The 13,684-nt window shown below is 64.0% G+C and carries 11 protein-coding genes; 2 read left to right on the top strand and 9 right to left on the bottom strand.

Features of this window, described 5'->3' with window-relative positions; genetic code table 11:
• Window positions 1-50: 50 nt before the first annotated feature.
• The 7 genes from NFR87_RS08435 to NFR87_RS08465 all read right to left on the bottom strand — a co-directional run bounded on the left by NFR87_RS08435 (window position 51) and on the right by NFR87_RS08465 (window position 8,970).
• On the bottom strand, window positions 51-1,079 hold the full coding sequence (locus NFR87_RS08435) for an aldo/keto reductase (protein ID WP_251448923.1): 1,029 nt from the start codon (window positions 1,077-1,079) through the stop codon (window positions 51-53).
• An 82-nt stretch (window positions 1,080-1,161) separates the two neighbouring features.
• Window positions 1,162-3,654, bottom strand: coding sequence for a transglutaminase-like domain-containing protein (locus NFR87_RS08440; RefSeq protein ID WP_251448924.1), 2,493 nt, complete (start codon window positions 3,652-3,654; stop codon window positions 1,162-1,164).
• On the bottom strand, window positions 3,651-4,616 hold the full coding sequence (locus tag NFR87_RS08445; RefSeq protein ID WP_251448925.1) for a DUF58 domain-containing protein: 966 nt from the start codon (window positions 4,614-4,616) through the stop codon (window positions 3,651-3,653). The genes NFR87_RS08440 and NFR87_RS08445 overlap by 4 nt, the downstream gene beginning before the upstream one ends.
• Window positions 4,616-5,542 carry an AAA family ATPase gene (locus tag NFR87_RS08450; protein ID WP_251448926.1) on the bottom strand — a complete coding sequence of 309 codons (927 nt, stop codon included), beginning with the start codon at window positions 5,540-5,542 and terminating at the stop codon, window positions 4,616-4,618. The genes NFR87_RS08445 and NFR87_RS08450 overlap by 1 nt, the downstream gene beginning before the upstream one ends.
• Before the next feature lie 156 nt (window positions 5,543-5,698).
• A complete protein-coding gene (locus NFR87_RS08455) occupies window positions 5,699-6,643 on the bottom strand; it encodes an S-layer homology domain-containing protein (RefSeq protein ID WP_251448946.1) in 945 nt (314 codons plus the stop codon).
• Between the two features lie 42 nt (window positions 6,644-6,685).
• The gene (gene mtnA, locus NFR87_RS08460; RefSeq protein WP_251448927.1) at window positions 6,686-7,753 is read right to left on the bottom strand and encodes an S-methyl-5-thioribose-1-phosphate isomerase; all 1,068 of its coding nucleotides are present in this window, start codon (window positions 7,751-7,753) and stop codon (window positions 6,686-6,688) included.
• An 11-nt stretch (window positions 7,754-7,764) separates the two neighbouring features.
• Window positions 7,765-8,970 (bottom strand): FprA family A-type flavoprotein, encoded by a 1,206-nt coding sequence (locus NFR87_RS08465; protein WP_251448928.1) that lies wholly within the window; start codon window positions 8,968-8,970, stop codon window positions 7,765-7,767.
• Window positions 8,971-9,123: 153 nt separating this feature from the next.
• On the opposite strand from NFR87_RS08465, the gene NFR87_RS08470 reads away from it, so the two are divergent.
• Window positions 9,124-10,701, top strand: a complete 1,578-nt coding sequence (locus NFR87_RS08470) for a phospholipase D-like domain-containing protein (protein WP_251448929.1) — start codon at window positions 9,124-9,126, stop codon at window positions 10,699-10,701.
• A gap of 122 nt (window positions 10,702-10,823) precedes the next feature.
• Here the strand turns inward: NFR87_RS08470 and NFR87_RS08475 are convergent, their stop codons facing one another.
• Window positions 10,824-12,056: a class I SAM-dependent rRNA methyltransferase gene (locus NFR87_RS08475; RefSeq protein ID WP_251448930.1), complete on the bottom strand. Its 1,233-nt coding sequence runs from the start codon at window positions 12,054-12,056 to the stop codon at window positions 10,824-10,826.
• Between the two features lie 135 nt (window positions 12,057-12,191).
• Here NFR87_RS08475 and NFR87_RS08480 point away from each other — a divergent pair, with 135 nt between their 5' ends.
• The gene (locus tag NFR87_RS08480; RefSeq protein WP_251448931.1) at window positions 12,192-12,362 is read left to right on the top strand and encodes a hypothetical protein; all 171 of its coding nucleotides are present in this window, start codon (window positions 12,192-12,194) and stop codon (window positions 12,360-12,362) included.
• Between the two features lie 45 nt (window positions 12,363-12,407).
• Here NFR87_RS08480 and NFR87_RS08485 read toward each other — a convergent pair whose 3' ends face one another.
• On the bottom strand, window positions 12,408-13,601 hold the full coding sequence (locus NFR87_RS08485; protein ID WP_251448932.1) for a coenzyme F420-0:L-glutamate ligase: 1,194 nt from the start codon (window positions 13,599-13,601) through the stop codon (window positions 12,408-12,410).
• Window positions 13,602-13,684 lie beyond the last annotated feature (83 nt).

Below are 13,684 nucleotides of genomic sequence, written 5' to 3' on the forward strand. Positions count from 1 at the left end.
CCCGCCGGGAACCTGGTTCCCGGCGGGCGTTTCCTGATATTCAGCGGTTTTTAATTGATGGAACGCCTTCCGGCCAAGACCTCGATGTAGTCTTCCCGGTTTTTGCGCAGCAGCTGGGGGATATTCAGCTCGTAGGGACAGCGCTTCATGCACGCTCCGCAGTCCACACACTGATCCACCTTGGCCATCTCGGCCTGCCAGTGGGGAGAGAGCCAGTCGGCGGAGGGGGAGCGGCGGATCATCTGGGAGATGCGGGCGCACTGGTTGATGACGATGCCCACGGTGCAGGGGGCGCAGTAGCCGCAGCCCCGGCAGAAGTCGCCCAGCAGCTCCTTGCGGTCGGCGTCGATGACGGCCTGGAGCTCTCCGGTGAGGGCGGGGGTCTCCTGGAAGAAGGAGAGCCACTCGTCCAGCTCGCTCTCCCGCTGGATACCCCAGATGGGCAGCACGTTGTCGTACTGGGACATGAAGGCCATGCAGGCCCTGGAGTTGGTGAGAAGTCCGCCGGACAGGCCCTTCATGGCGATAAAGCCCATGTTTTTCTCCCTGCACCGCTCCACCAGGGCGATGTCCCGGTCGGAGGCCAGGTAGCTGAAGGGGAACTGGAGGGTCTCATAGAGGCCGCTGTCCACGATCTCCTCGGCCACGCCGATCTTGTGGGCGGTGATGCCGATGTGGCGGATCAGACCCTTCTCCTTGGCCTCCAGAATGGCCTCATACATCCCGGTGCCGTCCCCGGGGCGGTAACACTGGCTGACGCAGTGGAACTGGTAGATGTCTACGTAGTCGGTCTTGAGCAGCTTCAGAGAGGTGTGCAGCTCCTCCCAGAACTTGTCCGGGGTTTTCGCCATGGTCTTAGTGGCCAGGATGATCTGATCCCGCTTGCCCGCAAAGGCCCGGCCCAGCTTCTCCTCACTGTCGGAATAGGCCCGGGCGGTGTCGTAGAAGGTAAAGCCGCCCTCCAGAGCCTTGTGGAGAATGGCGACGGCGGTGTCCATATCGGCCCGCTGGATGGGCAGGGCGCCGAAGGCGTTCTGAGGGGTGGTGATGCCGGTGGAGCCCAGGGTGATGGTTTTCAAGGCGTGATCCTCCTCTTTGTGTGGGTATCCAATTTATAAAAATAGTACTATATTCCCGCAAAAAGTCAAGTCCTTTTGCCGGTCAGCCCATCCGCCGCCAAAGGCGGAAAAGGGCCGACTTCCATGGGGGCAGAGCGGCTTCGACGAGCTCTGCCTCCCGCTGTAACAGCTGGAGGGCGCGCTGCCGCTCCGCCTCAGAAAGGGTGTGCTGGCTGAACCGGGCCTTTTGGGCCAGGGCGGCGAGGCTCTGATCCAGCGCCTCCTTCTCCTCCGGGACTTTGCCGGCCCTTTCCCAGCTCTGGAGCCTGCGGTGACAGCGCCAGGCCCACAGCACGGCGGCGTTGGTGTCGGCCTGGGTGAGCTTCTCCCTCCGGCGGCGCAGGCGCCAGCGCCATCCCACCAGGGCCAGAGCTGCCAGACCCAGCAGGAGCAGGGGCCATGGGGGAAGGGTGTGGGGCGTCTCCGGGGCGGCGTTGGCGGCGTTCTCCTTGGGCGGCGCGCTGGGGGCGGCAGAGGGCGCCGCCGGGGGGGCGGCAGAGGGCGTGGTCGCCGCCGAGGGCGTGGGGGAGGGGGTGGCCGCGGGGGGCTCCTCCTGCGCAAATTCCGCCGTGGTCAGTGTGCCGGTGCCCTCCCCCTGGAAGCCGGGAGTGCACTCCACAGGATACCAGCCGATGTCGTCAAAATAGATCTCCACCCAGGCGTGGGCGGCGGAGTCGGGCACCACGGCGTAGCCCGAGCGGGGCACATCCACCACATAGCCGCTGACGTACCGGGCGGGGATCCCCATGGCGCGTAGCAGCAGAGTGCCCGCCGTGGCATAGTGCATGCAGTAGCCCTGATGGCTCTCGTTGAGGAACCAGTTTACATAATCTTCTCCGGCTGGCGGCGCGGGGGTGTCCATGTCATAGGTGGTGGTCTCCTCCAGCCACCAGGCCAGCTGGCTCCAGACGGTGTAGGCGTACTGGGTGCGCAGCCGGTCGATTTCCTCGTCGGTGACCTCCTCTCCGGCCCAGCTGCCGTTTTGCAGGGGGTCGCCGCCGTAGAGATAGATGCCTTCTCCGTTAGCCCACTGGTTTTCCGCCCACTTTAGAAGCTTGGCGTAGTTCTCCGGGGAGCGGACGCCGAGAAGGTAGCGCTCCCCGTCCATTTGATCGATCCAATCCAGCAGCATCTGCCGGGTGTCCTCGGGGAGCTGGAGGTAGTGGTCGTAGACAAAGCCCCGGTAGGCCCTGGACGCCCCGGCGGAGCTGTCCTCCTGGGCGCCCAGTCCGGGCCAGTACATGTAGGGCAGATCCTCCCAGTCGGGCAGGAACTGGTAGGTGTGCTCCCAGGTCTGACCCTCCCTGTGCAGGTGGGAGTCGTCACCGAAGGAGGCCCCCTCGGGCAGTTCCGTGAGGGCATAGGGATAGTAGACGCAGCCGCCGGGGGCGGCGATGTTTTCCACCGTCATGGTCTGGTAGTCCAGCTCCCTTGTCTCCATAGGCCGGTATGTGGAGGAATAGAATGGAATGTAGCTGTAAATATCCCGGGTGGCCTGGCCCAGCATCAGCTGGGGGGTGGTCTCCTCAGCCGCCAGGATATCCTCCAGCTCCCGGCGGTCGGCGCGGGACATAGGCTCCCACCGGGTGCCGGTGTACACGTCGGCGGAATAGCCCCGCAGGTAGTGCTTGCCCAGGACGTTGGTGTGCACCCGCAGGGCGGAGCGGCCGGTACGGGAGGCCCCGCCTCCGGTGAGGGAGACGTACTGGGTGGAGCCGCTGCCCCGCCACCCCAGGAAATCAAAGCGGCTGAGCACAGCGGAGAAGTCCATCCGGTTCACCGCGTTGAAGGCGTCGGCCCGGGCCTGGGCCGCCCAGGCGGGCTGACAGGGGCCTTCCACAACGGGGACAAGGCTCAAAACGAGGAGGGCGAGCAGGCTTACCCAGGCCAGGCCCAGAGCGGGCAGCCGGAGCCGGGCGGTGCCGGCGGGATCTTTGGCCGCAGTCCCGGAGGTGAGCAGAAGGGTGAGCCAAACCGCCACCAGGCTCGCCATGGGCAGGTCGTCGGGGGCCTCGGTGACGCAGAGGGCGGGAAGGATGGGCAGAAGGGTCAGCAGGAAGGTGGGCAATGTCTGCCGCAGGCAGAGAAGGCAAAAGGCCAGCGCCAGGGCATAGACCACCCCTGCCATAAGGAGCCAAAGGGTGGTGTAGACAGGCCAGACCTCCGCCGGCAGCTGGGCTACCGGCTCGATGGCGGAGATGCCGGGGATCTTTTTGGCCGCGGTGTTTACTACCCCGCACCAGATCGACGCCTCGCCCAGGAGTATGGGCTCCCAGAGCTGCCGCAGAGCCCAGCCCCAAAGCCCCAGAACCAGCACAGTCAGCGGGAGCTTGAACCGGGGCAGGGAAAAAATGACCAGCCACACCAGAGTCAACGCCCCGCAGCCTTTGAGCAGGGCCTGGTGGTCGGCCTCCAGACCGTAGACGGTGAGGACGCAGAAGGCCACGCTGACCAAGGCCAGGAAGAGAAGAAGGCCGTCAGTGAGCACGGTCAGGGGGGTCTTGCGGGCGGGGATGCGTTTCTTTGCCGCTCTCATGCGCCGTCACCCCCCGTCAGGTGGAGGGAACGGCCCAGCCGGTCGGCGTCCAGGATGGACTTGCCCGTCTCCGGGGCCTGCTGGGACAGCAGAGCCTCCAGACACCGCCGCAGGTCGTCTGCCCCGGAGATGTCGAAACGGTGGGTATCGCCGCTTACCGGCTCCGCCCAGGCCATGGCGAAGGGGCGGTTTTGCGCCAGCAGGGCTCTGCCGGTGCCGGAGAGGACGTCCAGAAGACGATCCATAATCTCCGCCGTGCCGAAGCAGTCAAAGGTGAGTACGGGAAGGGGATGGATGGTCTCCAGGGTCTCCCGCACCACCAGATCGTCCCGCTTGGCGGAGAGCTTCCAATGGATGGAGTTGAGGGGGTCGCCGGGGCGGTAGGCTCTGGGGTCGTAGTCCTCTCCGGGCCCGCCGCCGGGCCGGGGCCGCAGTCCGGGAGCCTCCTGCTCGGGGAGGGGCGGCAGGTCGGCCACCTGGGACAGGGGCTCCACCCACAGCTGGGCCTCCTCCCCCCGAAACAGGGGCAGACGGAAAAGCCCCAGGCAGTCGCAGGCCCAGGCGGAGACGATCCTGCACCGGAGAAGGCCGCAGTGCGCCGTAGAGGCGGGGATCTCCGCCGCGGCGCCGGTTCCCGGCAGGAAAAAGGCCGTCCTGCGCCGGGTGGTCTGTCCCGTCAGCTGGTTGACGCTCTCCACTGTGATCCAGACCCTCATCAGGGGAAGGCCCAGGCGGCTTCCTCCGGAGACCGTCCAGACCGCCGGAGCGCCCCGCTCCACCCGTTCCGGGGCGGAGAGGGAAAAGCGGCATAGCAATACGCCGGGCAGCGCCAGCAGCACGCCCAGCAGGGGAAGGCAGACCACAGCGGGGAGGATAAGCCCGGAGAGCCAGCCGGTGTAGAAGATGCGAAAGGCCACCGCCCCGATGAAAGCCAGGGCATAGGCCAGCCACCGCCCCGGCATCAGGCCAGTCCGGGGGCCTTCACCCGCTTCAGGGCGGCGGCGGCGGGATCGGCCCCCTCCGCAAGACCCCGGCCGGTGAGCAGGAGCCGGTGGGCCACCGTGTCCCGGAAGACCAGCTGTACATCCTGGGGCAGCACGTAGTCCCGGCCATCCACCCAGGCGCAGGCGCGGGCCATGGCGGCCACCGCCAGGGTAGCCCGGGGACTCCCGCCCTGATGCACCAGGGGGTCGGTACGGGTGGCGGAGACCAGAGAGATGATGTACTCGCCCACCTCATCCTTTAAGTAGACGCAGGCTATCTCCTGACGGGCCCGCTCCAGGTCAGCGGGGTCGGCCACCTGCTCCACCAAGTCCATGGGGTTGCCCTGCTGCTTGCGGCGGAGCATTTCCAGCTCCTCGGCGGGGCCGGGGTAGCCCAGGGACAGGCGGAGCATGAACCGGTCCATCTGGGAGTCGGGCAGGGGCTGGGTGCCGGAGGCCCCCGCCGGGTTCTGGGTGGCGATGACCAGGAAGGGCCGGGGTACCGGGCGGCTCACCCCGTCCACCGTCACCTGGCCCTCCTCCATGGCCTCCAGCAGGGCGGACTGGGTGCGGGAGGTGGCCCGGTTGAGCTCGTCGGCCAGGAACAGATTGCACAGAAGGGCGCCGGGCTGGTAATCCATCTCGCCGGTGTCCTTGTTGTAAATGGAAAAGCCGGTGAGGTCGGAGGGCATCACGTCGGGAGTGAACTGTACCCGCTTATAGCGCAGGCCCAGCGCCTTGGAGAAGGCCACTGCCAGAGTGGTCTTGCCCACGCCGGGGATGTCCTCCAGCAGCAGATGGCCCCCCGCCAGAATGGCCAGCAGGGCCTTGGAGAGGACTTCATCCTTACCCACCACGGCCTTTTTTGCCTCCAAAAGCACCTTGTCCGCCAGATTATATGCCATTATGTTTGCTCCTTTTCCTCGGTTTTCCTTTTCTTGGACGAAAAAGAAGGCCGTTTTGTTTTCTTTTATTGTACCGCCGGCGGGGGAAAAAGGCAAGAAAAAGGAGTGGGAAAAGGCTTGCTTTCCCACTCCCTTTCATATTCGATCCCGCCGGGCTCACACCCGGTCAAGGGAGGCGTTGTGGATGTCGTCGTAGCCCCAGAAATCGAAGAGCACGTCGATATACTCCAAAACCTCGCCCTCCACATTCTTTCGCCCGGCGATCCGGTTGATGAGGGCGGCGAACTCCGCCCGGGACACGGCCCGGTCGGGGCGGAAGGTGCCGTCGTCATAGCCGTTGACATAGCCGGACTTTACCAGGGCGCCGATGTAGCCGATAGCCCAGTGATCCTTCACGTCGGGGAAGGATCGTTCAGCCAGGCCCGCCTCCTCCTTGTAGTTCAGGATCAGGCAGAGGATCTTGCACAGCTGGGCCCGGGTCATGCTGCTGCCGCCCTGGAAGGTGCCGTCAGGGTAGCCGCTGATGAGCCCCGCCTCCACCAGCTTGGCCACGGCGGTCTGGTATTGGGCGTGCATGTCCGGGAAGCGCTGGGCGGTGGAGCCGTCTCCCAGCTCCAGCAGGTAGACCAGGGCCTGGGCCACCTCGTAGCGGGTGATGGGCTGGTCAGGGCGGAAGGTGCCGTCGCTGTAACCCGCCAGGTAGCGGATGGAGGCGGCATTTTCTTTGAGAGAGCCCAAGCGGATGGTGTAAACAGTGAAGTTGTAGCTTTCCACGGTGCCGAGGGTGGAGCCCTGAAGGGCCATGACCTTGACGGTCATATCCTTGCTGATGACGATAGGATCCGTGTACAGGGTGGAGTTCCGGGTGGGGGTGGAGCCGTCGGTGGTGTAGCGGAAGCTCAGGTTACTGGGAGCCCCCTCCACGGCGGTGAGCGTGAGCTTGCTGTCCTTGGGCACCGCCCCGGCGGGGAAGTTGAGCTCCACAAGCTCGGCGGTCTGGGGCTTAGAGGAGCTGGCGGCGAGGGCGGAGGGCACCGGAAGCGCGCACAGCAGTGCGGCGGTGAGGAGGAGGGAAAGGAACTGGTTCAACAGTCTGCTCATGGATTTCACAGAAAATCGACCTTTCTTTCTATAATCAAGATCTTACTGGATGCCCAATTTTTGAAAGCTCACATCAAAGGGCGGGTAGGCGATACCCTTTTCCGTGATGATGCCGGTGACCAGGTCGTGGTCGGTGACGTCGAAGGCGGGGTTGAAGACCTTGACGCCCTCGGGTGCCATGCGCTTGGCGTACCACATCTCGGTGACCTCCTCCGGCTTGCGCTCTTCGATGACGATGTCGTCCCCCCGCTTCACCGCCAGGTCGATGGTGGAGGTGGGGGCGCAGACGTAGAAGGGGATGCCGTAGTGTTTGGCCAGAATGGCCACGCCGCTGGTGCCGATCTTGTTGGCGAAGTCGCCGTTGGCGGCCACCCGGTCGCAGCCTACGAAGATGATGTCGATCTTGCCCCGGCGCATGGTCAGGGAGGCCATGTTGTCGCAAATGAGGGTGGTGTCCACCCCGGCGGTCTGCATCTCGAAGGCGGACAGCCGGGCTCCCTGGAGCAGGGGCCGGGTCTCGTCACAGTAGACCCGCAGATCCCTCCAGCCCTCCTCCAGGGCGATGTACACGGGGGCCAGGGCGGTGCCGTACTTGGCGGTGGCCAGGGTGCCGGCGTTGCAGTGGGTGAGGATGCCATAGCCGGGCCTCAGCAGCTCAAAGCCCAGCCGGCCGATGGAGCGGCTGATGGCCACGTCCTCCTCCCGGATGGCGTGGGCCTCCGCCAGAAGGCGCTTTTTCAGTTCGGGGACGGTATGGCCGTCCCGCTCCGCCAGCAGCACCTTCTCCATCCGGTTCAGGGCCCAGGAGAGGTTCACGGCGGTGGGGCGGGCGGAGTTGAGATAGTCCTTGTGGGCCTGGAACCGCTGACAGAACAGGGCCATGTCCCCGGTGTCCTCCTGGTCGGCCAGGAGCCAGACCCCGTAGGCGGCGGCCACGCCGATGGCGGGAGCCCCCCTGACCCGGAGGGTGTAGATGGCCTCCCAAATGTCCTCTGCCTTGTGCAGGCGGAGAAATTTCACCTCGTTGGGCAGCAGGGTCTGATCCAGGATCACAAGCTCCTTTTCATCCTGGGAGAGAACGACAGAATCTAAGCTCAGCGCGTTTGCCATGGGGTACCTCCTTATGCCTGGAGCGAGGCCGCCAGCGCGTCGGCCAGGGCGTCCAGGTCGGCTCCGCTGCTCTGGGAGAGGGCGGAGGTGACGGTGACGGTGGGCTCCAGAAGGGTCATATCCTTGAGCTCAGCCAGCTTCTCCTTGGCCAGGGCGCCGGAGCGGATGGCCCAGGAGCCGTTTTCCAGAATGGCGCAGGTGCGCTTCTGGACATTCAGTGCCTTCATGTCCTCCAAAAGGGCGTGGACAGGGGGGAAGAGGCCCAGGTTGTACGTTACCGCGGCCAGAACCAGGTGGCTGTATTGAAAAATCTCCGCGATGAGGGTGCTGACATGGGTGGTGGACACATCGTAGAGCCGGGTGTTGGTCACGCCCCGGTGGGCCAGCTTGGCGCAGAGCAGTTCGGCGGCCTGCTCGGTATTGCCGTACATGGAGGCATAGACCACCACCAGGCCCTTCTCTTCCGGCTCATAGGCGCTCCAGTGGGCATACTTGTCCAGGAACCAGGGGATGTCCCTGCGCCACACGGGGCCGTGGAGGGGACAGATATATTGGATATCCAGCCCCGCCGCCTTTTTCAGCAGGGCCTGCACCTGGGGGCCGAATTTACCCACGATGTTGGCGTAGTAGCGCCGGGCCTCCTCCAGAAAGTCCCGCTCAAAATCGAACTCGTCGGCGAAGAGCTTTCCGTCCAGGGCGCGGAAGGTGCCGAAGGCGTCGGCGGAGAAGAGGACGCGGTCGGTCTTGTCATAGGAGACCATCACCTCGGGCCAGTGGACCATAGGCGCGGTGAGGAAGACGACGGTGTGCCTGCCGAAGGTGCGCTCGTCCCCCTCCTTCACCGTGTCTACCCGGTCGGGGGAGATCTGGAAGCCAAACTGGTTCAGGAACTGGACGGCCTTGGCGGTGGTGATGAGCGTTACCTCCGGCCAGCGCAGGAGCACCTCCTCCAGGGCGGCGGCATGGTCAGGCTCCACATGGTCAAGAACCAGGCAGTCCAGGCTCCGGCCATTCAGGACTGCGGTGACGTTTTCGATGAACTGCCGGCCCACCGCCCAGTCGGCGGTGTCGAACAGGACGGTCTTTTCGTCCAGAAGCAGATAGGAGTTATAGGAGACCCCGTGATGAAGAGGGTGGATGTGTTCAAAAAGGGTCAGTCGGCGGTCGCTGCCGCCCACCCAGAAGATGTCATTGGTGACGCCTCGATATTGATGCATAGCATAAGCTCCTTCCTGTTTTTTCCTTATGATATAGTGTATCAGATGGGACAAAAAAGTCAATGCCTCAAAGGGGGAAAACGGTTGCCTTTGGGCATATTTTGAACTATAATAGCTAGGAAAATACCAATGGATGGGCGGGAGGGAAGCGGCATGGAGTTTCGGCGGGACAGCAATGGGATCGCCCTGTTGAAGAAGGGGCAAAAAGGACTGGTTCGGGCGATCTTCAGCCGCCTGGGCCTGATCGTGCTCCTGCTGGCGGTGCAGGTGGGCCTCCTGTTTTTCCTCTTCTTCCGTTTTGAGACCTTCCTGCCCCACGCCCTGGGCGGCACCGCCCTATTTACGGCGGTGATGGTGCTCTATCTCCTCAACCGGCCCATCGACCCCACGGCCAAGATCACCTGGCTCATCGTCATCATGCTCCTGCCCGTGTTCGGGGCGCTTCTGTTTCTCTTTACCCAGAGCGAGGTGGGGCACCGGGCGGTGAAGGAGCGCTTGGCCCGGCTCACGGAGCAGACCAGGGACAGCATCCCCCAGTCCGCCCGGGCCATGGAGAGCCTGGAGCGGGAAGATCCGGGGGCCGCCGCGTTGGCCCGCTATATCCGGCGCAGCGGCTGTTTTCCCGTTTTTGACGACACCAGGGTCACTTTCTTTCCCATGGGAGAGGACAAGTGGGAGCGGATGCTCCGGGAGCTGGAGGAGGCCCGGGAGTTCATCTTTTTGGAGTACTTCATCGTGGACGAGGGGCTGATGTGGGGCAAGGTGCTGGAGATCCTGGCCCGGAAGGCGGCCCAGGGGGTGGACGTGCGGGTCATCTACGACGGCACCTGTGAGTTTTCCACCCTGCCCCACGACTATCCCAAGCGCCTTCGGAAGCTGGGGATCCGGTGCAAGATCTTCGCCCCCATCTCTCCCTTCGTCTCCACCCACTACAACTACCGGGATCACCGGAAGATCCTGGTCATCGACGGCCACACCGCCTTCACCGGCGGGGTGAACCTGGCCGACGAATACATCAACCATGTGGTGAAATTCGGCCACTGGAAGGATGTGGCCGTCATGCTCAAGGGCGGGGCGGCCCGCAGCTTTACCCTCATGTTCCTCCAGATGTGGGCCATCGACGAGAAGGAGCCGGAGTTTGACCGCTTCCTCACGGCCCCCCTCCTGCCCGGGGATAGGGCCAGGGGCTGGGTGCTGCCCTACGGAGACTGCCCCCTGGACAACGACAAGGTGGGCGAGCGGGTGTATATGGACATCCTCAACCGGGCCCGGCGGTACGTCCATATCATGTCCCCCTATCTCATCCTGGACGGGGAGATGGAGACCGCGCTGAAATTCGCCGCCGAGCGGGGGGTGGACGTGGAGCTGATCCTCCCCGGAGTGCCGGACAAGGCCGCCCCCTACTCTCTGGCCAAGACCCATTACGCATCCCTGCTGGCCTCCGGGGTGAAAATTTATGAGTATACCCCCGGCTTTGTCCACGCCAAGCTCTTTGTCAGCGACGACAGGGAAGGGGTGGTGGGCACCATCAATCTGGATTACCGCAGCCTCTACCATCACTTCGAGTGCGCCGCCTGGCTCTACCGGGTGGAGTGCCTGGGGGAGATGGAGGCCGACTTCCAAAAGACCAAAGAAAAGTGCCGGAAGGTGACGGCGGAGGGACTGAAAAAGGAAAAGCTGTGGCTGCGGGCCTTGGGCTTCGTGCTCAAGGCGGTGGCGCCCCTGATGTGAGGCGGCCCCGGCCCAGTTCAGACAGAGAGGAGCCAGACCCATGGAAGAGAGATACCGGGCGCTCATCATAGCGGGGTTTCGCAAGAAAAAAGCCGCCTTCCCCCGGGGAAAGGCGGCTTTTTTTATACCACCTGGAAGAGGTAGAATTTCAGGTAGTCGGTCTCCGGCACGCCCCAGAGAATGGGGTGGTCAGGGGCCTGCTGGCGCGCCTCCAGCTGCTTGAGCTGTACCCCCGCGTCCCGGGCCGCCGCGGCGATGACTCCCTCGAAGCGGTGGGCGTCCATGAAATGGGAGCAGGAGCAGGTGGCCAGATAACCGCCCCGGGGCAGCAGGCGCATGGCCCGGTAGTTGATCTCCTTATAGCCGCGGGCCGCCTGGTCGGCGGTGCGGCGGGACTTGGTGAAGGCGGGGGGATCCAGGATGATGAAATCCCAGTCCCGCCGCTTTTCCTCCACCAGACGGGGGAGGAGGTCAAATACATCGGCGCAGAGAAAGTCCATCCTGTCCGCCAGGCCGTTTAAGCGGGCGTTGCTCCGGGCCATGTCCACTGCGGACTGGGACACGTCCACAGCGGTGACCCGCTCCGCCCCGCCCAGGGCAGCGTTGAGGGCGAAGGAGCCGGTGTGGGTGAAGCAGTCCAGCACCCGCTTGCCGGCGGAGAGCCGGGCGACCGCCTTGCGGTTGTATTTCTGATCCAGGAAAAAGCCGGTCTTCTGTCCGTTTTCAAAGTCCACGGAATACCGGACGCCGTTTTCCACGATCTGGGTGACGGTCTGGGCGGGCACGGCTTGGCCGGGGAGGGGGAAGAAGCCCTTGCCCTGGGGAAGGCCCTCCTTGTCCCGCAGCGCCTCGTCATTGCGCTCGTAGATGCCCCGGATCTCCTGGCCGTCCTCTTGGAGGGCCTGGGCCAGCAGAGGAAAGAGCCGATCCTTGCGGATGTCCATGCCATAGGAGAGGGTCTGGGTCACCAGGATGTCCCCAAACCGGTCTGCGGTGAGGCCGGGGAGGGCGTCGGACTCCCCAAAGACCACCCGGCAGGCGCCCAGATCTTGGGGCTGCAGCACCGTTTTGCGGGTGGCCCAGGCGTAGCGGAACCGGCGCAGCCAGAAGGCGTCGTCAAAGCTGTCGTTGGCGTTCCGGGACAAAAGCCGCACCCGGATCAGGGAGTGGAGGCTGAGAAGTCCCGCACCCAGCCAGGCGCCCTTTTCGCTGAGAACGTCCACGATGGCGCCGTTTTCCGCCTGGGGCGGGCAGGAGAGCACCTCTCCGGCGTAGACCCAGGGGTGGCCGGCCTCAATGGCGCGCTGTCCCTTTTTGGTGATGGTGACGATGGGGTAGGCCCGCTGCTGTTTCATGCTCGTCGCTCCTGTTCCTGGGTGATGTGTGCTCCATTATAGCGGAAGGGACGAAATTTGTAAAGAAAGGACGGTGAATAGGGGGGCGGAGAAAAGGGCATCTTTTTCCCAGAGAGAGGAAGGAGGGAGCGCGCTGTGCGGGACGACAAGGGGCAATATGTGTTTCTGCCGGTGGATCCCAGGGCGGAGCCCTATTTCAAGGGCCTGCCCAGGGAGATACAGGACGGGATCCGGGCAATGGATCACTATCCCGACAACTTTCAGGAGCTGATGGACGCGGCAGACCGGCTGCGGGAGACGCTGTGACGAACAAAAAGGCTGACCCTCCAGGGTCAGCCCTTTTTGTTCGGTTCATTCCGTGGTGTAGTTGTCGAAATAGCCCTGGATGAGGACGATGGGGGTGCCCTTATCGCCGGAGCCGGAGGTCAGGTCGCACAGGGAGCCGATGAGGTCGGTGAGGCGGCGGGGGGTGGTGCCCTCAGAGGCCATGCTGCCCTTCAGATCGGCGTCCTTCTTCTTGATGGCGGCGTCGATGGCGGCCTTCAGCTCAGCTCCGGACAGGTGGCCGAAGTCATTATCCGCCAAATACTTCAGCTTCAGCTCGTTGGGGGTGCCCTCCAATCCGGCGGTATGGAAGGGAGAGACCACCGGGTCGGCCAGCTCCCAGATCTTGCCCACAGGATCCTTGAAGGCGCCATCGCCGTAGACCATGACCTCCATGTGCTTGCCGGTGGCGTCCAGCATCCGCTTCTGGATCTCCTCCACCAGGCCCTGGGCGTCCCGGGGAAAGAGCTTGACCTTGTCCTCGGTGGCCTTATTGGAGCCCAGCAGGCCGTAGTTTTCGTTGTAACCGCTGCCATTGACAGAGGCGGTGAGGATATCGTCCAGGCCCAGGACGCGCTCCCCGCCGGCGGCCTTCAAAAGGCGCTTGGAGCGCTTGCGGGTGTGGATGTCGCAGGTGATGACGTCCTTGGTGTAGTCCAGCACCGCCCGGGGATCGTTGGCGAAGAGGATCTCCACCTGGGCGCCGCACTCTTTGATAAGGCTCTCATAGTACTCCACGTAGTCCACGCCGGTGAAGGGGTGCTTCTCGTAGCCGAAAAGCTCCCGGTACCTGGCCAGGGTGAGTACGTCCTTGTAGGGGTCGACCCCCTTCTCGTCCATGGCGTCCACGCTGATGAGGTGGTTGCCCACCTCGTCGGAGGGGTAGGAGAGCACCAGAACGATCTTCTGACAGCCCTTGGCGATGCCCCGCAGGCAGATGGCAAAACGGTTGCGGCTGAGGATGGGGAACACCACGCCCACCGTTCCGCCGCCCAGCTTGGCCCGGACGTCGGCGGCGATGTGGTCGACAGTGGCGTAATTGCCCTGGGCCCGGGCCACGATGGCCTCAGTCATGGCGATGACGTCACGGTCATGGAAGGAAAAGCCATCGTCCTTGGCGGCGTCCAGAACGGACTGGGTGACGATGGCGGCCAGGTCGTCCCCTTCACGAATGATGGGCGCGCGCACGCCCCGGGAAACAGTACCGACCATACGGCTCATAATCAAACACTCCTGACTTGAAAATTTAAAAGGTAAGGAAGCGCATACGCATCAATTATAGTCAATCTGGGGAGAAATGTAAA

Origin of the sequence: Vermiculatibacterium agrestimuris, from assembly GCF_943193085.1 — a bacterium.
GTDB classification, from domain to species: Bacteria; Bacillota; Clostridia; order Oscillospirales; family Oscillospiraceae; genus Vermiculatibacterium; species Vermiculatibacterium agrestimuris.